The organism is Streptomyces sp. NPDC059994, from assembly GCF_042737755.1.
GTDB lineage: Bacteria > Actinomycetota > Actinomycetes > Streptomycetales > Streptomycetaceae > Streptomyces.
In genome coordinates this window covers 1-24,254 of sequence record NZ_JBHWUR010000020.1, presented here as the reverse complement: position 1 = coordinate 24,254, position 24,254 = coordinate 1, and the positions used below count along the sequence as shown (strand labels likewise).

Below are 24,254 nucleotides of genomic sequence, written 5' to 3'. Positions count from 1 at the left end.
AGCCGGGACCCGGGCGTGGGCCCGGCCCCCACGGCCGTCAGCCGATCGGCAGGTCCGGGTACGAAGGGTCCTCGTCGTCCGCCGCGATGTCGATGGTGGCGCGCGGCTGGTCGGCGTCGCCGTAGAACGGGTCGCGGGCGTCGGCCACGAGCGGCAGCCGGTGCCCGGCCGGCACGTCGTAGCCGGTGGCCCGGAGCGGGACCTCGGCCCGCACCCGCTGCCCGGGCTCCTCGCCGAGGTGGGTGAAGGGCGCGTGCGTGACGATGTGCGCCGCGCCGTCGGGGGAGACCTCGAAGAGGTGGGTGATCAGCGTCGAGTGGCGGGCGCTCGCCGGGTACGCGAGGCACTCGGGGAGCTTGGCCGGAAATGTGCGCGAACGAGAAGATCCTGGGCGCCACGCCGCCGCCCGGGGACCGCTCGTATGCTCGGGGGATGACTTCCAGCGCGCAGCGACCGCAGGCAGACGCACCGACCGCCAACGCGATGCGGCGCGCGCTGAAACGTGCCCGGGACGGTGTCGCGCTGGACACCACCGAGGCGGCCGTGCTGCTCCGGGCACGCGGTGAGGACCTGGCCGACCTGGCGGCCTCGGCCGCGCGGGTGCGGGACGCGGGCCTCGACGCCGCGGGCCGCCCGGGGGTCATCACGTACTCCAAGAGCGTCTTCATCCCGCTCACCCGGCTGTGCCGGGACAAGTGCCACTACTGCACCTTCGTCACCGTCCCCGGCAAGCTGCGCCGGGCCGGGCACGGAATGTTCATGTCCCCCGACGAGGTCCTCGACATCGCCCGCCGGGGAGCCGAACTCGGCTGCAAGGAAGCCCTGATCACCCTCGGCGACAAGCCGGAGGACCGCTGGCCCGAGGCCCGCGAGTGGCTGGACGCGCACGGCTACGACGACACCATCGCCTACGTACGGGCCATCTCCATCCGCATCCTGGAGGAGACCGGCCTGCTGCCGCACCTCAACCCGGGGGTGATGTCGTGGACCGACTTCCAGCGCCTGAAGCCCGTGGCCCCGTCGATGGGCATGATGCTGGAGACCACCGCCACCCGCCTCTGGTCCGAGCCGGGCGGCCCGCACCACGGCTCGCCGGACAAGGAACCGGCCGTCCGGCTGCGGGTTCTGGAGGACGCGGGCCGCTCGTCCGTGCCGTTCACCAGCGGGCTGCTCATCGGGATCGGCGAGACGTACGAGGAGCGCGCCGAGTCGCTGTTCGCGCTGCGCCGCGTGGCGCGGTCGTACCACGGCATCCAGGAACTCATCATCCAGAACTTCCGTGCCAAGCCGGACACCGCGATGCGCGGCATGCCCGACGCGGAGCTGGACGAGCTGGTCGCCACCGTCGCGGTGGCGCGGCACATCATGGGCCCCTCCGCCTGCCTCCAGGCACCGCCGAACCTCGTCGACAGCGAGTACGGACGGCTGATCGGCGCGGGCATCGACGACTGGGGCGGGGTCTCGCCGCTGACCATCGACCATGTGAACCCCGAGCGGCCCTGGCCGCAGATCGAGCAGCTCGCATCGGAGTCGGCCGCCGCCGGCTTCGAGCTGCGCGAACGCCTCTGCGTCTACCCCGAGTTCGTCCAGCGCGGCGAGCCCTGGCTGGACCCCCGGCTGCTGCCGCACGTGCGGGCGCTCGCGGACCCGGAGACCGGCCTGGCGCGTGCCGACGCGGTGGTCGAGGGCCACCCGTGGCAGGAGCCCGAGGAGGCCTTCGCCGCCACCGGCCGCACCGATCTGCACCGCACCATCGACACCGACGGCCGCACCTCCGACCGCCGCGACGACTTCGACGAGGTGTACGGCGACTGGGAGGCGCTGCGCGAGGCGGCCGCCCCCGGCATGGTGCCCTCCCGCATCGACACCGACGTACGGGCGGCCCTCGCCACGGCCGCCGACGACCCCACCAGGCTCACCGACGACGAGGCGCTGGCGCTGCTGCACGCGGACGGCCCGGCCCTGGACGCGCTCTGCCGCATCGCGGACGAGCTGCGCCGGGACGTGGTGGGCGACGACGTCACGTACATCGTCACGCGGAACATCAACTTCACCAACGTCTGCTACACCGGCTGCCGCTTCTGCGCCTTCGCCCAGCGCCGCACCGACGCCGACGCGTACACCCTCTCCCTCTCCCAGGTGGCCGACCGGGCCGAACAGGCCTGGGACGTGGGCGCGGTCGAGGTCTGTATGCAGGGCGGGATCCACCCGGATCTGCCGGGCACCGCGTACTTCGACATCGCGCGGGCCGTCAAGGAGCGCGTGCCCGGCATGCATGTGCACGCCTTCTCGCCGATGGAGGTCGTCAACGGCGCCACCCGCACTGGCCTTTCGATACGGGAATGGCTCACCGCCGCCAAGGAGGCGGGCCTCGACTCGATCCCCGGGACGGCCGCCGAGATCCTGGACGACGAGGTCCGCTGGGTCCTCACCAAGGGCAAACTGCCCACCGCCACCTGGATCGAGGTCGTCAGGACCGCCCACGAACTGGGCATCCGCTCCTCCTCGACCATGATGTACGGCCACGTCGACCAGCCCCGCCACTGGCTCGGCCACTTCCGTACGCTCTCCCAAGTCCAGCAGGCCGCACTGGAATCTGGGCGGCAGGGCTTCACCGAGTTCGTGACGCTGCCCTTCATCCACACCAACGCGCCGGTCTACCTGGCCGGGATCGCCCGCCCCGGCCCCACCACCCGCGACAACCGCGCGGTGATGGCGATGGCCCGCCTCCTGCTGCACCCGCACATCACCAACATCCAGACCAGTTGGGTGAAGCTGGGCACCGAGGGCGCCGCCGAGATGCTGCGCTCGGGCGCCAACGACCTGGGCGGCACGCTCATGGAGGAGACCATCTCCCGGATGGCGGGGTCGAGTTACGGCTCGTACCGCTCCATCAAGGACCTGGTCGCCATCGCGGAGGCGGCGGGCCGCCCGGCCCGACCGCGCACCACGCTGTACGGCGAGGTGCCGCAGGAGCGGCAGGACGCGGCCCTCGCCTCCGACGGCCACCTGCCCGAGCTGCTCCCCGTGTTGGGGGACTGAGGGGCCCGGGTGGGCCAGGGGATCGCATACTGATCCCATGGCAGCGGGCAAACCGTCGATGCAGGAGCTCATCCGGCGGCGCAGACGGGCCGGGTTCGTCGGGCGGCGGGGCGAACTCGCCCTGTTCCGGGAGAACTTCGACACCCCGGTCGACGACGAACGGCACCGGTTCGTCTTCCACGTCCACGGCGCCGCCGGGGTCGGCAAGACGTCACTCGTACGCGAGCTGGAGCACACCGCGCGCGAGCGCGGCGCGGCGACGGCCTACGCGGACGAGGCCGTCAACAGCGTCCCCGAGACGCTCGCCGCGATCTGCGCGCACTTCGCCCGCCAGGGCCACCCGCTCAAGGCCCTGGAGCGCCTCCTCGCCACCTACCGCCAGCGGCGGTACGAGGCGGAGTCCACCACCGCGCCCGCCGACCCGGCGGCGCCCGCCCCCACGCCCGGCTCCACCGCGCTCGCCCAGGCGTCCCTGGTCGGCCTCGGCCTGGTGCCCGGCGTGGGCGTGCTCGCGAACGGCGTGGACGCCCAGCAGCTCGCCCTGGGCGCGGACCGGATGCGGGCGGCCCTGAGCGCCAGGTTCGGCAAACAGGAGGACGTCCAGCTCGTCCTCGACCCGCTGAAGGTCCTCACCCCGGTCCTGGTGGCGGAGCTGGTGCGGCTCGCCGACGACGTGCCGTGGACCGTGCTCTTCTTCGACACGTACGAGCGCACCTCGCCCTTCCTCGACACCTGGCTGCGCGACCTGCTCACCACCGAGCGGTACGGGGCGCTGCCCGCCCAGGTCGTGGTCGTCCTCGCGGGCCAGCGCCGCCTCGACCCCGGCTGCTGGGCGGACTACGCCGACCTGGTGGCGGAACTGCCCCTGGACCTGTTCACCGAGACCGAGGCCCGCCAACTGCTCGCCGCCAAGGGCGTGGTGGACGAGGAGGTCGTCCGCGACGTCCTGCGGCTCTCCGGCCGGCTGCCCGTCCTGGTGTCCACGCTCGCGGAGAACCCCGGCGACGCGCGCGCCCCCGGCGCCACCGCCGTGGACCGCTTCCTGAAGTGGGAGAGCGACCCGGTGCGGCGGGGGGCCGCGCTCGCCTGCGCGCTGCCCCGGCACATCGACGAGGACGTGTTCCGGGCGGCGGTCGACGAGGACGCGGCGGGCCTGTACGGCTGGCTGTGGTCGCTGCCGTTCGTGAGCGAACACGGCGGGCGCGCCCAGTACCACGGCGTCGTCCGCGCCGCCATGCTCGGCGTCCAGCGCACCGGCTCGCCGCAGCGCTGGAGCGCCTGCCACCAGCGGCTCGCCGAGGCGATCGGGGCGCGCCGCGAAGCCGCCGCCGAGGAGGTCCCGGCGCGTCGCCTGTGGAGAGGCGAGCGGTGGCGCGAGCTGCGCCTGGAGGAGTCCTACCACCTGCTGTGCGCCCGGCCGGGGGCCGCGCTGGCCCAGGTGCTGCGCGACGGCGTGGACGCCTGTGAGGCCGGGCCCGCCGTCGCCCGCCGCTGGGCCACGACACTGGCCGAGGCGGGCGAGGACGCCGACGAGGAGCCGCTGCGCCGCTGGGGCGCGGACTGCCTGACCGCGCTCGCCGACGAACAGGCGGGCGTGGAAAGGGTGCTGGCCCTGCTGCTGTCCCGGGGCGGGCTGAGCGCCGAGGGCCGGGCGGGCGCCCATGTCGTACGGGCCCGGGAGCTGCGCCACGAGGGCAAGCACGCGCAGGCGCTGGCCGAGCTGGACCAGGCGATCGTGCTCAATCCGGGGAGGGCGCGGGCGTACTACAGCCGGAGCGTGGTGCGCAGCGCGCTCGACGGCCCCGCGGCGGCGCTCGCCGACCTCGACCGGGCCTGCGAACTGGCCCCGGACGACGCGTACTACATCGGCTACCGGGGCGACATGTACCGCCGGTGCGGCCGCTTCGAGGAGGCGCTGGCGGATCTGGACCGTGCGATCCTCCTCGACCCGGGCGACGCCTGGGCCCCCGCCAGCCGCGGCCAGACCCGCCACCAGATGGGCCTCCTGGAGGGCGCCCTGGCGGACCTGGACCGGGCCCTGGAGCTGAACCAGGACTACGCGTGGGCGCTGGTCCGCCGCGCCCAGGTGCGCCGCGGCCTCGCGGACACGGCGGGCGCCCTGGCGGACCTGGAGCGCGCCGAGCGGCTGTCGGCGGACCCGGCGTGGGTGGTCGGCGAGCGCGGCGACCTGCTGCGCTCGGCGGGCCGCCACGAGGAGGCGGTGGCGGAGTACGGCCGCGCCTTCGCCCTGGACGGCGGGTACGCGTGGGCGCTGGGCAGCCGCGCCCAGTCCCTGGAGGCGCTGGGCCGCCACGAGGAGGCGCTCGCGGACTACGGCAGGGCGCTTGCCCTGGAGCCCACGTACACCTGGGCCCTGATCATGCGGGCCCGCCTGCGCTCCGAACTGGCCGACCCCGAGGGCGCGCTGGAGGACCTGGACAGGGCGCTGGCCGCGACTCCGGACGATGTGTACGCGCTGACGTGGCGGGGCCGGGTGCGGCGCAGGCTGTGGCGGGTGGAGGGGGCGCGGGCGGACCTGGACCGCGCGGTGCTCCTCCACGGCGCCAGCCCGTCCCCCCTCGTCGAACGGGCCTTCCTGATGGCGGACCTGGGGGAGGCCGAGGCCGAACTCGCCGACCTGGAACGGGCGGTGGCCCTGTCCGGGGCGGAGGACGGGGGCGTACGGGCGGTACGGGGGGAGGCGTACCGGCGGGCCGGGCTCTTCGAAGAAGCGCTGGCGGACTACGCGGCGGCGGCCGAGGAGGACCCCCGGGACGCGGTGCCGGTGGCGGGCCGGGGGCACGTGCTGCGGGCGCTGGGGCGGCACGAGGAGGCGTACGCGTGCCTGACGCGGGCGGTCGCGCTCGACCCCGGCCAGGGCGCGCTGCACGTGGCGGTGGCGGCGGCGCTGCTGTCGCTTTCGCGCGAGGGGGAGGCGCTGGAGGCACTCGACCGGGCGCTGGAACTGGACCCGGAGATCGGCTGGGCGTACGGGCGCCGGGCGAGGGTGTGCCTGGCGGGGGGCGGCGCGGCACTCCCGTTCCTGGACCACTGCTTGCGGCTACTGGACGGCGGCCGGGTCTTGTCCGGTGCCGCCCTTTCGGCCTCGCACCGGGCGCGGGGGAACTTCGGCCCGGCGGCGGAGGTGGCGTCCGCGCTGCCGGGCGAGGAGGGCGCCTTCCACCGCGCGATGGCGGCGAGCCGCCGGGGCTGTTCGTCCAACGCCTGGCAGGGCCAAGGCCTGGTGGCGTCGTGCGCCCGGGGGGACTGGTCCCGGGCGGACGAGCTGCTGTCGGCTCGGCGCGACTTGTCGTGGGAGGAGGCGGCGGCGGAGGCGGAGGGGTTGGAGGAGCTGGGGTTGTGCGGCGCGGGGTCGGGGGAGGCGCTGTCGCTCCGGAGGGGGCGGGCGTGGACGCGCCTGGAGGGATGCCCCCCACCCCGCCCCTCCCCGTAATCCCCCGCCGGGCGACCGGGGACAGGCTGAGCCGGCTTCCCCGGGGGCTGTGCCCCCGGCCCCCCGTCGCGGGGCCCCCAGTAGGCCGCCCCCCGCCCCGGGGGACAAAAACCGTTCAAAGGGCGACGCACCCCATACCCCGCGCGGTCTTATTCGCCCGCACCCAATCAATTACAGTGCTGCGCCATGAGCGCAGCAGCCACCGGACCCACCACGTCCATATGGGGCCGCACCGAGCAGCAGGACTTCCGCAGCCGAGTCCGCGGCAGTCTCCTCGGCGGCGCGATCGGTGACGCGCTCGGCGCACCCGTCAGCCCCCTCACCCTCGAAGCGATCCGCACCCGGTACGGGCCGGAGGGCGTCAGCGGCCCGTACGACGGCGAGGCGGCCGGCGCCCGTATCACCGCCGCGACCCAGCTCACCCTCTTCACCGTCGACGGCCTCATCCGCGCCCAGGTCCGCCGCGACACCGGCGCCTGGCACCCGCCGACCGACGTCCACCGCGCGTACCTCCGCTGGGGCGCCACCCAGCGCGACTGGGGGCCGGACGAGCGGCGCAAGGACAACGGGTGGCTCGCCAGGGAGGAGTGGCTGTACAGCAGACGCGACCCGGCCCGCGCGTGTCTGCTCGGGCTCGCGGACGAGGTCATGGGCACCCTCGACCGGCCCAAGAACCCCGACGCGCGCGACCCCGCCGCCCTCACCCGCTCCGGCCCCTTCGGCCTGCTCGTCGGCTGGGAGCCGCAGCTCGTGCTCCAGCTCGCCGTGGAGTGCGCGGCCCAGACACACGGCGACCCCGCCGCGTACCTCTCGGCCGGCGCCTTCGCCGTGATCGTGCACGGTCTCGCCCGGGGCGAGTCGCTGGACGCGGCCGTCCAGCGCACCCTCGCCCTGCTCGCCCTGCGCCCCGGCCACGAGCCCGTCACGGACGCCCTCCGGCACGCCCTCGGCGCCGTACGCCAGGGCATGCCCAGCCCCGGCCTCGTCGCCTCGCTCGGCGAGGGGCACCTCGCCCAGGAGGCGCTCGCCATCGCCGTGTACTGCGCCCTGGTCGGCGAGGACATCCGCCACGGCCTGCTGCTCGCCGTCAACCACGACGGCCCCTCCGGCGCCACCGGCACCCTCTGCGGCACGCTCCTGGGCGCCCTGCACGGCGAAACCGCCCTCCCGCCCGGCTGGCTCGCCGAGCTGGAGGGCCGTTCCACGGTCCTGGAACTGGCCGACGACTTCGCCATGGAAATGACCCAGGGCCCGGCCCTGCACGGCCCAGCGGTCAACACCCCCGGCTGGCTGGCCCGTTACCCCCGGTCCTAGCCCGGCGGAGCCCCGTCAGAGTTCCCTCACCTTCGGCTCGCCCGGCTGCGCCGGAACCGCCGCCGCCGTCGCCGTCGCCGTCGCCGTCGCCGAACCCGGGCCGTCGTCATCGGAGTTGATCCGCGCCAGCAGCGCGTCCCGCTCCGGTGTGTCCTCCGGCTTGATCAGGCCGATCACGATGTAGAGGACGAGTGAGACCGCCAGCGGCACCGACACCTGGTACTGGAGCGCCACACCCGTACGGTCCGAGCCGTCCAGGTTGTAGTTGACGAGGAAGAACGCCACCAGACCCGCCGCCCAGCTGGTGAGCGCCGCCGTCGGCCCGGACTTGCGGAACGTACGCAGCGTGCCCAGCATGAACGGGATCGCGATCGGCCCCATCAGACCGGCCACCCACTTGATGACCACCGTGATGATGTCCTTGAACGCGGGGGAGTTGATCTGTGTGGCGAGGGCCATCGACAGCGCCAGGAAGGAAACCGTGGACAGCCGCGCGGCGAGCAGCCCGCCTCGTGGGCTCCAGGAACGGGCGGCCTTCGAAAGAACCGGCGCGATGTCCCGGGTGAAGACGGCCGAGATGGCGTTGGCGTCCGAGGAGCACATCGCCATCGTGTGGGAGAAGAAGCCGACGATGACCAGGCCGAGCAGACCGTGTGGCAGCAGGCTCTCGGTCATCAGGGCGTACGAGTCGGAGGCGTCCGGCTTCTTGGCGTGCACCAGGAGCGGCGCGCACCACATCGGGAAGAACAGGACCAGGGGCCAGACCAGCCACAGCGCGGCGGAGAGCCGGGCCGAGCGGGTCGCGGAGCGGGCCGAGTCGGTGGCCATGTAGCGCTGGGCCTGATTCCACATCCCGCCGGAATACTCGAACGTCTTGATGAACAGGTAGGCGAGGAGGAACGTCACCGTGTACGGGCCCGCCGTCGGGTGGGTGTGTGCGTCCGGGAGCTTGTCCCAGACGGTCCACAGGGTGCTGAAGCCGCTGAGCTTCGACATCACGGCGATCAGCATCGCGACGCCCGCGCAGAGCTGGATGACGAACTGGCCGAGCTCCGTGAGGGCGTCGGCCCACAGGCCGCCGACCGTGCAGTAGATGCCGGTGATGACGCCCGTGATGAGGATGCCCTGATTGATGGACATGCCCGTGAAGACGGAGAGCAGGGTCGCGATGGCCGCCCACTTGGCGCCGACGTCGACGATCTTCAGGAGCATTCCGGACCAGGCGAGAGCCTGCTGGGTCGGGATGTTGTAGCGGTTCTTGAGGTATTCGAGCGGCGAGGCGACGTGCAGCCTGGAACGCAGCCGGTTGAGCCGGGGTGCGAACAGGGAGGACCCGATGGCGATGCCGACGGCGATGGGGAAGGACCAGGTCACGTAGGAGGTGACTCCATAGGTGTACGCGATCCCCGCATACCCCGTGAACATCACCGCGCTGTACCCGGACATGTGGTGCGAGATGCCCGAGAGCCACCACGGCATCTTGCCGCCGGCCGTGAAGAAGTCGGCGACGTCGTCGACCCGCTTGTGGGACCAGACGCCGATCGCGACCATCACGCCGAAGTAGCCGATGAGTACGGCCCAGTCGAGACTGTTCATTGCCCCCTCCGAGGGGTCCGCCTTGTGAACATCGAGGTGTCTGCCGGTGCTCTTCGTCAGCGCGTCCGGCTCAGCGGGCCCCGTGCGGGAGCGGGGACTTCCGGGGATTGAACCGTCTGTCCGGAGGGTGGGTCAAGGCCTGTGGCGGTCATAGATGTGAACGAGGGTCATAAAGTGGAACGATTTTGCCTTCGCTTTACAGAACGGAGTGTTGTCGCACCCGTGACCCGGACCACACCATGAACGAGCAGTTCGTCAGACGCGTACAGCCGTGTACATACGTGAACGGCCGCCCGGGATGCGGGTCCCGTGCGGCCGAGAGGGTGAGGTGGGTCCGGACGGTTGGCGCGACAGCCCGGCTAGCGCATGATCTCCCCGGCGTTCACCAGCAGCGACTGGCCGGTGATCGCCTTCGCCCGGTCCGAGGCCAGGAAGGCCACGGCCTCCGCCACGTCCGCGTCGGTCGCCAGCTCCGGCAGCGCCATGCGCCCGGTCAGGCGCCCGAGCACCTCGGCCTCGGGGACCTGCTCGGTGTGCGCGGTGAACTGGACGTACGCCTGTACCGGCGGGCCCCACATCCACCCCGGCAGGACCGTGTTCACCCGGATCCGGTGCGGCCCGAACTCCCGGGCCATGGAGTACATCGCCGAAGTCAGCGCCCCCTTCGACGCCGCGTACGCCGCCTGGCGCACCTGGGACGGCGCGGCGATGGCCGACTGTGTGCCGATGACGACCACCGAGCCGCCGCGCTCCTTGAGCGCGGGCAGGCACGCCCGGGTCATCCGCAGCGTGCCGAGCAGATTGACGTCGAGCACGCCCTGCCAGGTGGCGAGGTCGGCGTCCTCGATGCCGCCGAAGTAGCTGTCCCAGGCGGCGACATGGACCACCGCGTCGATCCGCCCGAACCGCTCCACCGCCAGCGCGGCCAGCGCCTCGCACGCCTCCTCGGCGGTGATGTCGGTCGGCCGGTGCGCGGTGTGCGCACCCTCGGGGTCGATCTCGTGGGCCGCCTTGAGGAGGTTCTCCTCGGTGCGCGCCCCGAGGACCGCGTTGCCCCCGTCCCGTACGACGGTCGCGGCCACCTGGTGCCCGAGCCCGGAGCCGACGCCGGACACGACGACCGTCTTCCCGTTCAGCAGCATCTGGGCGCCTCCCGGCTCTGGCAGTTCTTCTGACGGGGCGTCAGAGTAGGGCGGTCGGCGGCAGGAGGGAAGGGGAGCGTCGTGAGCGAGGAGACGAGGAGCGGGACGTACGCGGAGCTGGCGGCCCTCGGGCCGTACGGGGTGCACCCCGGCCACGCCCTGATCACCATGGTGGAGCCGCACCCGGGCCATGAGTACGCGTACAACCGCTGGTACGAGGACGACCACTACTACGCCGGGGCCATGGCCATGCCCTGGATGTTCGCCGGGCGGCGCTGGGTGGCCACCCACGGGCTCCAGGAGCTGCGCTACCCGGAGAAGTCCGCGATCGCCCAGCCGGTGACCGCCGGGTGCTACCTCTCCACGTACTGGATCACCGAGGGCCGCTACGACGACCACATGAAGTGGACCGTCGGCATCAACCGGCGGCTCAACCGGGACGGCCGCGTCTACCAGGACCGTACGCACGTCTTCACCGCCTTCCAGGACCACGAGGCGACCGTCTACCGCGACGGGGCGGCGGGCCCGCGCGACTACCACGCGCTCGACCACCCGTACGCGGGCCTGGTGCTCCAGGTGATCGACGCCGAAGGGCCCGATCAGCGGAGGGAGTTGGTGGAGTGGCTGCGGTCGCGGCATCTGCCGCGCCGGCTCGCGGGCGGGCCGGCCGCGCTGGTGACGGTCTTCCGGCCGACCCCGCTGCCCGGCGACCGGATGACGTACGTCAAGCAGGTCGAGGGGGTCGACACCCGCCTCACGCTGCTGTGGTTCCTGGAGCGGGACCCGGCCGAGGTGTGGGAGGAGCACTTCGCGGGCCTGGACGCGGCGGTGGCCGAATCGGGGCTCGGCCGGGTCGAGTTGATGGCGCCGTTCATTCCGACGGTGCCGGGCACGGACCGCTATGTGGACCAGCTGCGCCGGACGCGGTGAGCGGGCGGGCCCGGACAGCGACCAGCCCCCTCGGCCAGGACGGCGGACCAGTCGAGAGGGCCTTGCTCACTTTGCGGTGGAGCGGTTCCGGTGAAGGTCAGACTCCACGCGGCGCGGTGCGGTTGACGTCCTGGATGAATGCCGACCATGTCTGGGGGGCGAAGTCGAGCATTCCGTCGAGCGGGTTCTTGGAGTCGCGGACCGACACGGTCGAGCGATCGGCCGCCTTGACTTCCACACAGTCGCCGTTCACGGCGGAGTATGAGGACTTGGTCCACTCCGTCAGTGCATGCTGCTGAACGCGCATAATGACTCCGATGGTTGATCCGGTTGCCCGGGTGATGTACCGACCGCTGAGGGCCGGCGGCTCTGCGTGCGACGCTACGCCGCAACATCACGGATGGCAGGGGCCGTTCACCCGTCCGGATGGCATATTCCATCGGGTCCTTCTCAGGCGAGGCCGCACAGGTGTAGGGTGCGCGCCCCACAGCGTTCCCTCGTGTCACTCGCTCACAACGTGTAGCCATCGACCACACGGTGGATGAACTCCCGTGACTGCTCGGCGCTGAGCGCCTTGGCCCTCAGATGCTCGTACATCACGGTGTAGCTCTGCACGTCGTTGGCCTTCTCCAGATAGAGGTCGCTGGTCACGCCCTCCAGATAGACCACGCTCGCGTCCATGGCGTCGTGGAACTCCAGGATCGCGAACTTGCCGTACATGCCCGGGTGCGCCCCCGCGTCGTACGGCAGCACCTGGAGCGTCACGTGCGGCTGCTCGCTCAGCTGCGCCAGGTGCAGCAGCTGGTCGCGCATGATCTGCTCGTTGCCGACCACGCGGCGCAGCAGCGCCTCGTCGATCACCGCCCAGAAGCGCAGTGGATTGGTCGGGTCGGTGAGCCGGTCCTGGCGTTTGAGCCGGATCTGGATCCGTTTGTCGATGTCGCTGGAGGTGGCCTCGGGCCACATGCCCTCGATCACCGCCTGCGCGTACTCACGCGTCTGCAGCAGTCCGGGCACGATCAGCGACTCGTAGACGCGCAGGCTCGCCGCGTCCGTCTCCAGGCCGATGTAGACGCTGTACGGGATGTCGCCGAAGGCGTGCCACCAGCCCTGCTGCCGGGAGTCCTTGGCCATCTGCATCAGCGAGTCGACGATGCGGTGGTCCTCGACCTCGTACACCCCGCACAGGTCGCGCACATCGCGCTGGCTGATGGAGCGGCGGCCGTTCTCCAGGCGGCTGATCTTCGACTGGGAGACCAGCAGGCGCTCGGCGACCTCCTCGGCCGTCATGCCCTTGAGCTCGCGGAGTCGACGGAGCTCCTGGCCCAGTCGGCGTCGTCTGACGGTGGGATTGACGTTGGACGCCACGGGAACTGCACCTCCGGCTGCGGCACTTCTGCTGTTCTTCTTCTGCTCTTCCGCTCTGCAGACTGCCACCAATGTTCCTGGCCGCGCTGGGAAATGGCCACACGCGGTGGCGTACCGGCTACCGGGGGTACGAACGCCGGGCCTCGCAAAACGCCCGGAAGACGCGAAGCGCGCGGGACCGGCGATGGCCGGCCCCGCGCGCCCATGATGCGGCTCCCGAACCGGGTCGTGAGGGGGACGTCGGTGCGGCGGGTGGTGCGGGGTGGTGCCGTGGTGCTCGGTGGTGCGGGCGTGCGTGGTGCCTGTGGCCGTGCGTGTGCTGGTGCGTGTGGTGGTGCCGGAGCGGGCCGCTAGTGGGCCACGGCGCGGGCCATGCTGCCGCGGTGCGGCTGCATCGGGACGCCGGGCGCCGTCGCGGTCGCACGCGTGCCCGCCGCGGCGCCGCCGCCGGTGGCGTTGGCGGTGCGGCGCGGCTGTGCGCCCACTCCGTTCTGGACGTCCATGACGGCGTGCGCCACCAGTCCGCCCATCGGGTCGTGCCTGATCAGGTCCCGGAGCCGGGAGCGCGATGAACGCCCCTCGTTGCCCGGGTACAGGTGCTTGCCGAGTCCGACCGCGTGGGCCAGTGCGGCGAGCGCCGCGGTCCGCGGGTCCGGCGGTACGCCGGTGCGGATCGCACTGTCCAGCCGGGCCCTGATGTCCCGGCTGATCGCCGTCTCCGTCGCTTGGTAGCGAGTCGTCGGCAATACACCGCACATCTGGCCCGCCACGGCATGCACCATGCCGCACCGCTCCAGATGAGCGAGGTAAATCTGGCGGAGCCCCAGTCGGGGCCCACCGATCCAGTGGACGGCCCGGACCGGGCTGCCGCGCCTGCGCAGCAGCTCCAGTGCGGAGTCCAGTGTCGGATCTCCTGTCGGCCGTGCCATCACCACGGCGATACGATCCCCGTCTGGGGCTATCCGTCCTGCCAGAGCCAGCTCCACTAGCTGGGCTCCGGCGAGGCCGAGGTCGAGCGACTGCGGCTGCGCTGTGGTACCCGTTGCCGGGTCCAGAGCGAGCAGCAGAAGCTCCTCCGGAATTGTTCTGCGGCTCCTGCCCATCCATGCCTCCCCGCGTGGATGAATGACAGGGTGACCCCTCTCACATTCATCTGTCGAGAGCGCCTGGGTGGTAAGTACGGGAACCAGTAGGTATGTCGTTCTCGTCTAGCACGGGGGTCAACCCCGCACACAGGACACTGGTAGATGGTTCGGACAGGTTCGGACGGCGCCCCGGGGCGCCTTGAGGAGGCATCGGTGGCGGGCGAGTCCCCCGACAGGTCGAAGCAGCAGCAGTCGTCGGGGGAGACGACTCCGAGCGAACGCGATCCCCGTGTGGCGGTGTTCGGACCGGATGACGGCCCCCGGGCCGCGTCCGGTTCCGGGCAGGAGCGCAACGGTTCCGCCAAGGGATCCGCGAACGGCGCTGCGAACGGCGCTGCGAACGGATCTGTGGCTGGTTCGGCGAAGGGTTCGGCGAAGGGTTCGGTGAACGGGTCCGTGAACGGCTCTGCCGACGGCTCCGGTGCCGACCGGGCCGCGGACGGCGGCTCCGCCCCCGTGGACCAGCCGACCGCGGTCTTCCGCGCCCCGCGCCAGGAGGACCACGAGTCCCGCGACACCCGCCTGCGGGCGGCCGTGGCGGCGTGGGTGGCCACGGACGGTGACGCGGATACGGCCGAGGACGCCGGGTCCGGTTCCGGTGCAGGCGCCGGTGCCGGTGCCGGTGCCGCGAAGGCGGACACCCAGGCCCCGGCCGCCGAGAAGCCGGGCGACACGGGCGCGGACGCGGAGGGCCCGGACGAGGAGCCCGCCGCCGAGGCCACGCCCGTACGGGAGAGTGTGCCCGCGCCGACGGCGGCGCCCGAGGCGGACGACGCCTCCGACGACGCATCCCAGGCCGACGAGCCCGCGGCCCAGGAGCCCGGCGGCAAGGCCGCTCCCGCGTCCGACGACGCGTCGACGCCCGAGCCGGCCGCCGAGGCGGGCGACGAGCCCACCCCGGCCCGTAAGGCCGACGCCGAGCCGGAAGCCGAGCCCGCCGCCGTGCAGGACGGCAAGCCGGACGCGAAGCCCGAGGCCAAGCCGGACGCGAAGCCCGAGACGAAGCCGGACGCGAAGCCCGAGGCCAAGCCGGAAGCGAAGCCCGAGACGAAGCCGGACGCGAAGCCCGAGGCCAAGCCGGAAGCGAAGCCCGAGGCCAAGCCGGACGCCGACGCGAAGCCGGAAGGCGACGCCAAGCCCGAGCCCGCCGCCGAGGCCGAGGCCGACGCCGACACCGGCGTCGACAAGCCCGCCCCCGAGGGCCGGGCCGCCTCCTGGGGTGCCAAGCTCGGCGCCGGGAGCACGGGCAAGCCCGAGGCCGACAAGGCCGCCGGTGTCGACCAGGCCACTGCCGTCTTCAAGGCCGTCAAGCCGCCCGTGGTGGATCAGCCCACCACCGCGATCCGACGGCCGAGCACGGCCGAGCCGACGTCCGAGCGGGCCAGCACGTTCGTACCGCTGCGCTCCGACGACGTACGCCCGGCCGCCCCGGACGCCGAGAAGCCCAAGGCCGAGGCTCCAAAGGCCGTCGCGCCTGCCGCGCCCGTCGCGCCGAAGCCCCCCGCCTCGCCCCGCATCTCCGTGCCGGACGCCGACGCCGCCGAGCGGACCCGGCAGCAGCCGCTGCCGCCGAAGCCGCCGCTCGACCTGCTCGCGGAGCTCACCAACACCCCGCCCCCGCCGCAGACCCCGGTCCGCACCGCGGTGCGGCGGTTCAAGATCTGGACCCCGCTGGTCATCCTGCTGCTGGTCGTGTTTGCGGTCGTACAGTTCGTACGCCCGCTCCCGGACCCCCTGCTGAAGATGACGTCGGCGCCGGAGTACACCTTCGACGGCGCCGCGCCGCAGCTGCCGTGGCCCAGCGAGGGCCAGGGCCTGATCACCGTGTCGGGCCTCGGCACGGTGGGGCGGTTCGGCGAGGAGAAGCCGGTCCCGATCGCCAGCGTGACCAAGTCGATGACCGCGTACATCATCATGCGCGACCACCCGATGAAGGTGGGCTCCAAGGGCGCCTCCATCCCCGTCGACGGGCTCGCGGAGAAGGAGGGCGGCTACAACAAGGCCGGTAAGGACGAGTCGACCGTCGACACCATCAAGGCGGGCCAGAACCTCAGCCAGAAGGACGCGCTCAGCGCGGTCATGATCCCGTCCGCGAACAACGTGGCGCGCCTCCTCGCGCGCTGGGACGCGGGCTCCGAGGCGGCGTTCGTCAAGAAGATGAACGACACCGCCAAGCAGCTCGGGATGACCAACACCACGTACACCGACCCGTCCGGTCTGAACGCCACCACCGTCTCGACCGCCGTCGACCAGGTGAAGCTGGCCACCGAGCTGGTGAAGGATCCGGCGCTCGTCGACATCACCCGGCAGCCGTACTGGATCGACTCGACCGGCCACAAGTGGCCCAACTACAACAAGCTGGTGCCGTACTTCGGCGCGATCGGCATCAAGACCGGCTCGACCTCCAAGGCCGGCGGCAACCTGCTGTTCGCCGCGGTGAAGGAGGTCGGAGGCACCAAGCAGACGATCGTGGGCGCGGTCTTCGGCCAGCACAAGGCCGTGTCGATCCTGGACCTGGTCAACAAGGTCAGCAAGGACGTCCTGATCGCCACCCGCAAGTCGCTCACCTCGGCGACCGTCATCAAGAAGGGCGACGTCGTCGGGCACCTGGACGACGGCCTCGGCGGCACCACCCCGGTCGTCGCCACCAAGGACCTGACCATCGCGGGATGGTCCGGTCTGAAGGCGGCGATCTCGCTCACTCCCAGTGGCGCCGAGCTCCCGCACTCCGCGAAGGCGGGCACCGTGGTCGGCAAGCTGACCGTGGGCTCCGGCCCCGGCCAGGTCTCCGCCCCGGTCGCTCTCCAGAAGGCTCTCGCCGAGCCGGGCCTCGGGTCGAAGCTGACCCGTTTGGGCTGATCGCGGGCCGATGAGCACGAGGGCGCCCCGGTCTCCGGTGGCGCCATCGTGCTAGCTTCGGTCAACTGGAGGACGCGGGGTGGCGTCCCTATGAGCGATGGGCGAGAGACGTCCTGAGACTGTGTGAGGCGGGAGAGCCGCAGTGACCACCGCTGAGCCGACGCCCACCCGCGCCGACGGCAGCAGCCCTTCTCGGCAGGGCGGACGAATACAGGATGAGAACAGGGACCCGGTGAGGGAAGAGAACCTGACCGGGCCCCTCGACGCGGCCCCGGTCCTGGACGAGGAACCGCTCCTGGCCGAGGAGCCGTCCCTGGACGAGGAACCGGTCCGGACCGAGGAACCGCTCCGGACCGAGGAACCGCTCCGGACCGAGGAACCGCTCCGGACCGAGGAACCGCTCCGGACCGAGGAATCGGGCCCGGCTGATGACCCGGTCAAGACCGAGGACCCGGTCAAGACCGAGGTCTCGGTCAAGACCGAGGTCTCGGTCAAGACCGAGGACCCGGTCAAGGCTGAGGACCGGGTGTCGGCCGACGACCGGACCCTGTTGTCCCGGGTGCGGGCCTTCACGGTCCGGCACCCCGTGTGCGCCGTCACGGCCGTCGCCGCCGTCGGCCACATCCTCTGGTTCTTCTTCTTCGCCAACAGCGGCGGCGACCTCGCCGCTCAGGACGCCTGGGCCGAGTTCGTCGGCCGCCACCCCGCCTCCGCGTACAACCTGGCGTGGTACGGCGGGATGCACCCCGTCTCGTACAGCGTCGTCTCGCCGTATCTGATGTCGATGCTCGGCGTCCGTTCGACGATGATGATCGCCGGGACCGTGTCGGCCGGGCTGACCACGCTGATCCTGGTGCGGGTGCGGGCCGTCCGCAATCCGCTGCCGTGCGCGTTCGCGGCCCTCTTCGCCTTCCTGTGCAACGCCATGTCCGGCCGGGTGACCTTCGGGCTCGGCACGATGTTCGCGCTCGGCGCGGTCGCGGCGGTCTTCTGCTGGCCGCACCGCTGGCGCACCGAGCGGTGGGCCAAGGGCGCGGTCGCCGCGCCGCTGGCCGGGCTCGCCACGGCGAGCAGCCCGGTCGCGGGCCTCTTCCTCGGGGTGATCGCGGCCGCGCTGTTCCTGAACGGACGCCGCCCGGGCGCGTACGCGCTCGGCCTGCCGCCGGTCGCCATCGTCGCGCTCTCGTCCCTGCTGTTCCCCTTCTCCGGCACCCAGCCGATGTCCATCGGCTCCGTGTCGCTGCCGTTCATCTTCGCGGTGATCGTCCTCTTCGCGGTGCCGAAGGAGTGGCGGACGGTCCGCACGGGGGCCGCGGTGTACGGGGTGGGCGTGCTGCTCACCTGGATCATCGACTCGCAGATCGGGTCCAATGTGACCCGGCTCGCGATGCTCTTCGCGGGCGTGGTCTTCCTGGCCGCCCTGCCGTACGTGGTGCCGCGCTCGCGCAAGTGGTACGCGCTGGTCATCGCCTTCGCGGGGATGAACTTCTGGATCGGCTTCAAGGCCGTCGACGACATCGTCAGCACCCTCCCGGCCGCGTCCTGGGCCCGCGAGCTCGCGCCGCTCGTGGACCAGCTCCAGGAGGTCGGCGCCGAGCGCGGGCGCGTCGAGGTCGTGCCGGCGTCCAGCCACCGCGAGGCCTCGGCGGTCGCGCCGTACGTCAACCTCGCCCGGGGCTGGAACCGCCAGGCCGACATGGAGCGCAACCCGATCTTCTACGACGACACGCTGAACTCGTCGAGCTACCGGGGCTGGCTGGGCCGCTGGGCCGTCCACTACGTGGTGCTGCCCATGGGCCCGCCGGACTCCAACGGCGCCGAGCAGGAGGCCAAGCTGATCCAGAAGGGCCAGCCGTACCTCAAGGAAGTGTGGAGCAACGCCAACTGGCGGCTGTTCGCGGTCGACGACCCGACCCCGCTCGCCGACCCGCCCGCGACGGTGCTGCGCGCGGAGGAGGGCCAGTGGACGCTGAACGTGAGCGCGCCCGGACGTGTCCTCGTCCGCATCCCCTACTCGCCGTGGCTGAAGCTGGTCGACGAGAAGGGGAAGGGTGTGGAGCCGCCGCAGGAGACGCCGGAGTCCAAGAGCCGTTCCCATGGCACGCCCAAGACGTTCACCAACCCCAACGGTTGCCTGTGGAAGGCGCCGGAGGATGCGGCGGGGGACGAGTGGACGGAGCTTCTTGCGCCGAAGGCGGGTACGTACCGCTTGGCGGCCCCGTACAGCCTCCGCCGGGGGACGGCCTGCCCGACGGAACTCCGCCCGGAGGAGTAGCCCCACCCCGCCCAACCCTCCGGGGGTGGGTGGGGGGTGAGGCGGGTTCCCGCGGGCTACGCCCCCGGCCCCCCTGCGCGGGCTGCGCCCCCGGCCCCCCTGCGCGGGCTGCGCCCCCGGCCCCCGCTTACGGGGGCTGTGCCCCGGTGTCCCCGCTGGGGCTGCGCCCCCGCCCCTGCTTCGGGGCTTCGCCCCGGACCGCGTTCGTCTGCGGGTCGTCGGTGGCTGGTCGTGCAGTTCCCCGCGCCCCTGAAGGGGCGGGTCCTGCGGCCCCTGCCCCTCTCCTCAAGCGCCGGAGGGGCTGAAATGTGGCCGGGCCCCGTTCTGCCTTCAGGGGCGCGGGGAACTGCGCGACCAGCCCCCACCGGGCCCGCAGTCAAACACCGGGCCGAATAGGGGCGCGGGGAACTGCGCGAGCAACCACAGCCGGGCCGCACCCGACCACCGACCAGGCCTTCAGGGGCGCGGGGAACTGCGCGACCAGCCCCCACCGGGCCCGCAGCCAAACACCGGGCCCAATAGGGGCGCGGGGAACTGCGCGACCAGCCCCCACCCCACCCCACCCCACCCCCCCCACCCCCCGCAGACAAACACGCACCCCGCCCCCGCGTGCTCACGCGTGCCCGCACCCGCACGACCCGTGCCGGTCGCCATGCACCCCGGCCAGGGACCTGGCGTGGCGCTGAGGCGTCGAGGGGGCCGTGCCCTCGTGCACCACCCGGCCCCCCACCAGCGTCATCCGCACCCCCGCCCCCGACACCTCGGAGATCCGCACCCGCGTCACATCACGGTCCAGCACCACCAAGTCCGCCGCCATGCCCGGCAGCAGGCGGCCGCTCACCCGGTCCATGCGCAGCTGGTGCGCCGTCCCCGCCGTGTGCATGCGCAGGGATGACGCGAGGGTCAGGCCCTCCAGCTCGGGATAGAGCGCGCCCTCTCCTGCCTCCGAGCCCTCGCGGTCGACCGCCGTGCGGATCTGGTTCCAGGTCTGGAGCGGGTCCACCGGCCAGTCGGAGCCGCCCGACAGAGCCGCCCCGTGGCGCTCCAGGCTGCGCGCGGGGTACATCAGCCGGTGCCGCTCGGGACCGATGTACGGCAGCAGCGCCTCCATCGTCCAGATGTCCCGCATCGCCCACTGGAGCTGCATGCAGGCGACCACCCCGAGCGGTGCGAACCGGCGGTGGTCGGTGGGGTGGACGAGCTGGAGGTGGGCCACGGTGTGCCGGTTGCCGCGGCGGCCGTTCGCTCGTACCGCCGTCTCGTACCCGTCGAGCGCCGTCCGTACCGCCCGGTCCCCGATCGCGTGCGCGTGCAGCTGCCAGTCCGCCCGGTCGAAGGCCGTCGCCAGGCGGCCGTAGTCGGCGGCTGAGACGTACAGGTCGCCTCGGTGGCCGGTAGGCCGCCCCTCCGCGTCCAGGTACGGGGCCAGCAGCGCCGCCGTCTGCGACGGGTATTCGATCACTCCGTCCAGGAACACCTTCGCCGTGCCGAACCGCAGCCCGGGCACCTGCCCGTACCGCGCCCGCAGGTCCCGTACGTAGCGCAGCGCCCCCGCCGGGTCCTTCGCCAGGTCCGGGCCGATCAGGAGCGCGGGCACGATCCGCTGCGGCAGCCGGCCGGCGGCGGCGAGCGCGGCGTACGTGTCGAGCTGGTGCGTGCCCACCGACGCGTCCATGAACGTGGTGATGCCCGATGCCGCCGCCTGCGCGAGCGCCTTGGCGCAGGCGTCGAGGAGCTGCGCCTGGGTGGGCGGCGGGATCACCCTCGTCAGGAGGTCCTGTGCGGTGTCCTTGAGGAGGCCGCCCGGTGTGCCGTCCGGGTCGTGCACGATCTGGCCGCCGGACGGGTCGGGGGTCGCGGCGGTGATCCCGGCGAGGTCGAGCGCGCGCTGGTTGGCCCACGCGTTGTGCCCGTCGTTGCCGATGAGCGCGATGGGGCGGCGGGTCGGGAGCGCGTCGAGCATGCGGTGGTGCGGGACGGTCCCGGCGGGGAGCAGCCCGACCGGGTTCCAGTCCTCGACCACCAGCCAGCCGTCGGGCTCGTGGGCCGTGTCGGAGGAGAGGAATCCCCGGAGTGTCTCCTGGAGTTGGGCGACCGTCAGGGTCGCTCCCTCCAGTGTGGGGTGGAGGGAGCGCTCCCCCGCGCCGAGCGGGTGGGCGTGGCCGTCGTGGATGCCGCTCATGACCGTCGCCCCGCGTGCGTCCACCACCTCGGTGTCCCGCCCGACGAACCGCCGCAGTGCCGCGTCGCTGCCGGTCGCGAGTATCTTTCCGTCCCGCCCGACCGCGACGGCCTCCTGGACGCGGGCGTGCGCCTCGCCGGTGAGGACCCGCGCGTGGTGCACCACCATCGCGGCCGAGCGCCGCTTGGAGGAAGCGGAGGAAGCGGAGGAAGCGGAGGAAGCGGAGGAAGCGGAGGACGCGGAGGACGCGGCCGACGCGGTGCCGGGCGCCGTCAGGGACACGGCGGCCGCCGCGCCCAGGCCGGTCGCGAGGAGCCGGCGTCGGGAGGGTGCAGAGCTGGGGTTCACAGGGGCTCCTGGGGTGTCGAGTGTGGCTCGTCCGCCACCGCACCCTTCGCGATTAATCCCTTAACCACCAGCGCCCCGCCGCAGCCGATCTGCCCCGCGAACTCCCGCTCCGGCGACGGATTCCGTACGCTGAGCCCGTGCCCCGAGTGACCCTCACCGATGTGGCCCGCGCGGCCGAGGTGTCCGCGGCGACCGTCTCCAACGCCCTGAACGGCACCGGCCGCATGGCCGAGTCGACCCGTGCCCGTGTGCGGGCGACCGCCGCCGCGCTCGGCTACGGGGAGCCCCCGCCCCGTACCCTCGGCCTCGCCGTCACCACGTACGGCACGCTCTCCTGGGACTTCGCCGGCATCCCGTTCTACGCGCGGGCGATCAGCGCCGCCACGGCCGCCGCCCACCGGCGCGGATACGCCCTGATCGCCCTCCCGGCCGCGCCCGCCGAGACGCTGTGGCGGACCGTGCCGGTCGCCGGGGTGGTGCTCCTGGACAGCCCGGCCGACGACCCCGTCGTCCGCATCCTGCGCTCCCGGGGCCTGCCGCTGGTCTTCGACGGCCGCCCGGCCCGGCTCGGCGTACGCGAGGCGTGGGTGGACAACGACCACCGGGCCACCACGCACGAGGTCCTGGACCACCTCGCGGCGCGCGGCGCACGGCGGATCGCCCTGGTCGCGGGCCCGGGCGAGGAGCACTACACACGCAGCTGCCGGGCGGCGTACGAGGAGTGGTGCGCGGCGCGCGGCAGCGGGCCAAGGGTCGTGCCGCTGGACTTCGGCGACCGCGAAGGGCGCACCCTGGACGCCCTGCTGGACGGGCCCGGCCGGCCGGACGCGGTGCACGGCCTCTACGACCCGTGCGGCCACCGCGTCCTGGCCTCGGCGGCGCGCTGCGGGCTGCGGGTGCCGGACGACCTCCTGGTGGTGTGCGCCAGCGAGGACCCGGCGTACGAGACGACCGCCCCGCCCGTCTCCACGGTGACCCTCGCCCCGCACCGCACGGCCAGGGCCGCGGTGGCCGCGCTCGTGGATCTGGTCGAGGGCGGCCTCGGCGGGACGGGCCTGACGGTTCCGGCGCGGCTCACGCCGAGGGAGTCGTCGCTGCGGCCCGTCGACTGAGCCGTGGCATCCACCCGCTGTCGTCCCAGAACCGCAGCTGCCGTGCCTTGGTGGGGTGCGCCGTGCGGGGGCCGCCCGGCTCGCCCAGGATCAGGGTGCTGGGGCGGTCCGGGGAGAAGGCCGGCCACGGCGGGGTGCCGGGGGCGGTCGGGGTGCCGGTGTGCGCGAACGACGCCACCAGGTCCATGAAGGCGCCGCTGACCTCGGCCTCGGCGGGGCCGTCGCCGCACGCGCCCACGTTCTCGGCGATTCCGAAGGTGCCGAAGAGGAACGGGGAGGTGTGCTCGTGCGGGGTGCCGAACCACGGCGGGCGGGCCGGGTGCGCGAACTCCATGAGGTATCCGGGCGCCGTGCCCGTACGGGCGTGCCGCTCGGCCAGGCGCACGTTCAGGTACCGGAAGAGGCCGTCGCTCCAGACGTCGGTCCACAGGGACACCGGGTCCAGCGGCAGCCCGTCGGCCACGGCCGCCGCCCGGTACGCGTCCACGCACCCGTCCACCAGCGAGTCCGGCACCCGCGCCGCGCCCTTGAGCAGCACCCCGCGCACCGCGTCCGGCAGCGAGGCGTCGTCGGCGGGCGCCGGGGTGGGGATCGGGGAGCCGGGGCCGGTGTAGAAGGAGCCCTCGGTACGGGTGTGGATCGACAGGACCGGCAGCGCGGGGGTGGCCAGTTCGTGGTCGAAGCCGCGCATCCAGCGTCCGTCGACGACCGGGCCCCGGTACTCGCGTCCGCTGCCCACGCTCCGCCCGCCCGGGGCGCCGCTGAAGACCGCGCTCCAGGCGTCCCGGACGGCCCCGGCGGGCGCGGCGCGCAGTCCCCGTACGGTCGTGCCGAGCCGGGCCGCCACCTCCTCGTACGCCCGGCGTGCGTCCGGGACGGTCAGGGAGGTGGCGGGCTGCCAGACGTGGCAGGCGCTGATCGGGACGATCCTGCGTACCAGCCCGCGCAGTTCGGGGCGCAGGGCGAGCTGCCAGGCGGAGGCGCCGCCCGCCGAGGTGCCGCTGAGGGTGATGTTGTGCGGGTCGCCGCCGAACGCGGCGGCGTTGTCGCGTACCCAGCGCAGCAGCGCGGCCTGGTCCTGGAGGCCCCAGTTGGCGCAGTCGCCGGTCATCTCGTCGGTCAGCTCCTCGTGGTAGCCGAAACCGAAGGGCCCCAGGCGGTAGTTGAAGGTGATCACGACGAGGTCGCCGCGGACCGCGAGGCGGGTTCCGTCGTACGTCGGCAGGCTGCCCGCGCCGACCTGCCAGCCGCCGCCGTGGATGTAGACGAGGACCGGGCGCCGCCCGTGCAGGGCGGGCGTCCAGATGTTGGCGTAGAGGCCGTCCTCGCTGCTGGCGGGGTCGATGGTCTGGAGGAACGCGGGGGCGAAACGGGTGGCGTCGCGCACCTCCCGCCAGGGCCGCGGCGGGCGCGGCGAGGCGAACCGGAGCCCGCCCAGCGGGGGGTGGGCGTAGGGCACGCCCCGGAAGGCCAGCGCGCCACCGGTG

15 protein-coding genes are annotated in these 24,254 nt (G+C 73.0%); 7 read left to right on the top strand and 8 right to left on the bottom strand.

The genetic code is table 11. The features are described 5' to 3' along the window. Positions 1–37 precede the first annotated feature (37 nt). The gene (locus tag ACFWA7_RS13510) at positions 38–469 is read right to left on the bottom strand and encodes a CocE/NonD family hydrolase C-terminal non-catalytic domain-containing protein (RefSeq protein WP_385547077.1); all 432 of its coding nucleotides are present in this window, start codon (positions 467–469) and stop codon (positions 38–40) included. On the opposite strand from ACFWA7_RS13510, the gene ACFWA7_RS13505 reads away from it, so the two are divergent. From ACFWA7_RS13505 to ACFWA7_RS13495, 3 genes are all read left to right on the top strand, one after another. Beyond that, positions 433–3,042, top strand: coding sequence for a bifunctional FO biosynthesis protein CofGH (locus ACFWA7_RS13505; RefSeq protein WP_385822901.1), 2,610 nt, complete (start codon positions 433–435; stop codon positions 3,040–3,042). The two genes, ACFWA7_RS13510 and ACFWA7_RS13505, sit on opposite strands and share 37 nt — an antisense overlap. 37 nt (positions 3,043–3,079) lie before the next feature. Then, positions 3,080–6,496, top strand: a complete 3,417-nt coding sequence (locus ACFWA7_RS13500; RefSeq protein WP_385547083.1) for a tetratricopeptide repeat protein — start codon at positions 3,080–3,082, stop codon at positions 6,494–6,496. A gap of 186 nt (positions 6,497–6,682) precedes the next feature. Next, positions 6,683–7,810 (top strand): ADP-ribosylglycohydrolase family protein, encoded by a 1,128-nt coding sequence (locus ACFWA7_RS13495; protein ID WP_385549327.1) that lies wholly within the window; start codon positions 6,683–6,685, stop codon positions 7,808–7,810. A 15-nt stretch (positions 7,811–7,825) separates the two neighbouring features. Here the strand turns inward: ACFWA7_RS13495 and ACFWA7_RS13490 are convergent, their stop codons facing one another. Both ACFWA7_RS13490 and ACFWA7_RS13485 read right to left on the bottom strand, forming a co-directional pair. Further along, a complete protein-coding gene (locus ACFWA7_RS13490; RefSeq protein ID WP_385822899.1) occupies positions 7,826–9,406 on the bottom strand; it encodes a sodium:solute symporter family protein in 1,581 nt (526 codons plus the stop codon). 359 nt (positions 9,407–9,765) lie between these two features. Continuing rightward, positions 9,766–10,548 carry an SDR family oxidoreductase gene (locus ACFWA7_RS13485; RefSeq protein WP_385822897.1) on the bottom strand — a complete coding sequence of 261 codons (783 nt, stop codon included), beginning with the start codon at positions 10,546–10,548 and terminating at the stop codon, positions 9,766–9,768. Between the two features lie 81 nt (positions 10,549–10,629). On the opposite strand from ACFWA7_RS13485, the gene ACFWA7_RS13480 reads away from it, so the two are divergent. Next, positions 10,630–11,478, top strand: coding sequence for a hypothetical protein (locus tag ACFWA7_RS13480; RefSeq protein WP_385822895.1), 849 nt, complete (start codon positions 10,630–10,632; stop codon positions 11,476–11,478). A 97-nt stretch (positions 11,479–11,575) separates the two neighbouring features. Here the strand turns inward: ACFWA7_RS13480 and ACFWA7_RS13475 are convergent, their stop codons facing one another. From ACFWA7_RS13475 to ACFWA7_RS13465, 3 genes are all read right to left on the bottom strand, one after another. After that, positions 11,576–11,785, bottom strand: a complete 210-nt coding sequence (locus tag ACFWA7_RS13475; protein WP_385549338.1) for a DUF397 domain-containing protein — start codon at positions 11,783–11,785, stop codon at positions 11,576–11,578. A gap of 203 nt (positions 11,786–11,988) precedes the next feature. Further along, positions 11,989–12,846, bottom strand: coding sequence for a helix-turn-helix domain-containing protein (locus ACFWA7_RS13470; protein ID WP_371653266.1), 858 nt, complete (start codon positions 12,844–12,846; stop codon positions 11,989–11,991). Positions 12,847–13,196: 350 nt separating this feature from the next. Beyond that, complete coding sequence (locus ACFWA7_RS13465; protein ID WP_385549341.1) at positions 13,197–13,949, bottom strand: GPP34 family phosphoprotein; 753 nt, start codon at positions 13,947–13,949, stop codon at positions 13,197–13,199. Positions 13,950–14,387: 438 nt separating this feature from the next. Between ACFWA7_RS13465 and ACFWA7_RS13460 the strand changes: the two genes are divergently transcribed. Further along, complete coding sequence (locus ACFWA7_RS13460; RefSeq protein WP_385822893.1) at positions 14,388–16,850, top strand: D-alanyl-D-alanine carboxypeptidase; 2,463 nt, start codon at positions 14,388–14,390, stop codon at positions 16,848–16,850. A gap of 526 nt (positions 16,851–17,376) precedes the next feature. After that, entirely contained in the window at positions 17,377–19,125 is a 1,749-nt protein-coding gene (locus ACFWA7_RS13455) for an MFS transporter (RefSeq protein ID WP_385549346.1), read from the top strand. Between the two features lie 613 nt (positions 19,126–19,738). On the opposite strand, the gene ACFWA7_RS13450 is transcribed toward ACFWA7_RS13455, so the two are convergent. Further along, positions 19,739–21,655, bottom strand: coding sequence for an amidohydrolase (locus ACFWA7_RS13450; protein WP_385822891.1), 1,917 nt, complete (start codon positions 21,653–21,655; stop codon positions 19,739–19,741). A 137-nt stretch (positions 21,656–21,792) separates the two neighbouring features. Between ACFWA7_RS13450 and ACFWA7_RS13445 the strand changes: the two genes are divergently transcribed. Next, positions 21,793–22,767: a LacI family DNA-binding transcriptional regulator gene (locus ACFWA7_RS13445; protein WP_385540169.1), complete on the top strand. Its 975-nt coding sequence runs from the start codon at positions 21,793–21,795 to the stop codon at positions 22,765–22,767. Here the strand turns inward: ACFWA7_RS13445 and ACFWA7_RS13440 are convergent. Then, a partial coding sequence (locus ACFWA7_RS13440; protein WP_385822889.1) for a carboxylesterase/lipase family protein occupies positions 22,730–24,254 on the bottom strand: 1,525 nt, incomplete at its 5' end. The two genes, ACFWA7_RS13445 and ACFWA7_RS13440, sit on opposite strands and share 38 nt — an antisense overlap.

Excerpts from the sequence above, each read along its gene's own strand:
- ACFWA7_RS13500 (WP_385547083.1), top strand. The coding sequence starts at position 3,080 with ATGGCAGCGGGCAAACCGTCGATGCAGGAGCTCATCCGGCGGCGCAGA.
- ACFWA7_RS13465 (WP_385549341.1), bottom strand. The coding sequence starts at position 13,949 with ATGGGCAGGAGCCGCAGAACAATTCCGGAGGAGCTTCTGCTGCTCGCT.
- ACFWA7_RS13475 (WP_385549338.1), bottom strand. The coding sequence starts at position 11,785 with ATGCGCGTTCAGCAGCATGCACTGACGGAGTGGACCAAGTCCTCATAC.
- ACFWA7_RS13485 (WP_385822897.1), bottom strand. The coding sequence starts at position 10,548 with ATGCTGCTGAACGGGAAGACGGTCGTCGTGTCCGGCGTCGGCTCCGGG.
- ACFWA7_RS13495 (WP_385549327.1), top strand. The coding sequence starts at position 6,683 with ATGAGCGCAGCAGCCACCGGACCCACCACGTCCATATGGGGCCGCACC.
- ACFWA7_RS13490 (WP_385822899.1), bottom strand. The coding sequence starts at position 9,406 with ATGAACAGTCTCGACTGGGCCGTACTCATCGGCTACTTCGGCGTGATG.
- ACFWA7_RS13505 (WP_385822901.1), top strand. The coding sequence starts at position 433 with ATGACTTCCAGCGCGCAGCGACCGCAGGCAGACGCACCGACCGCCAAC.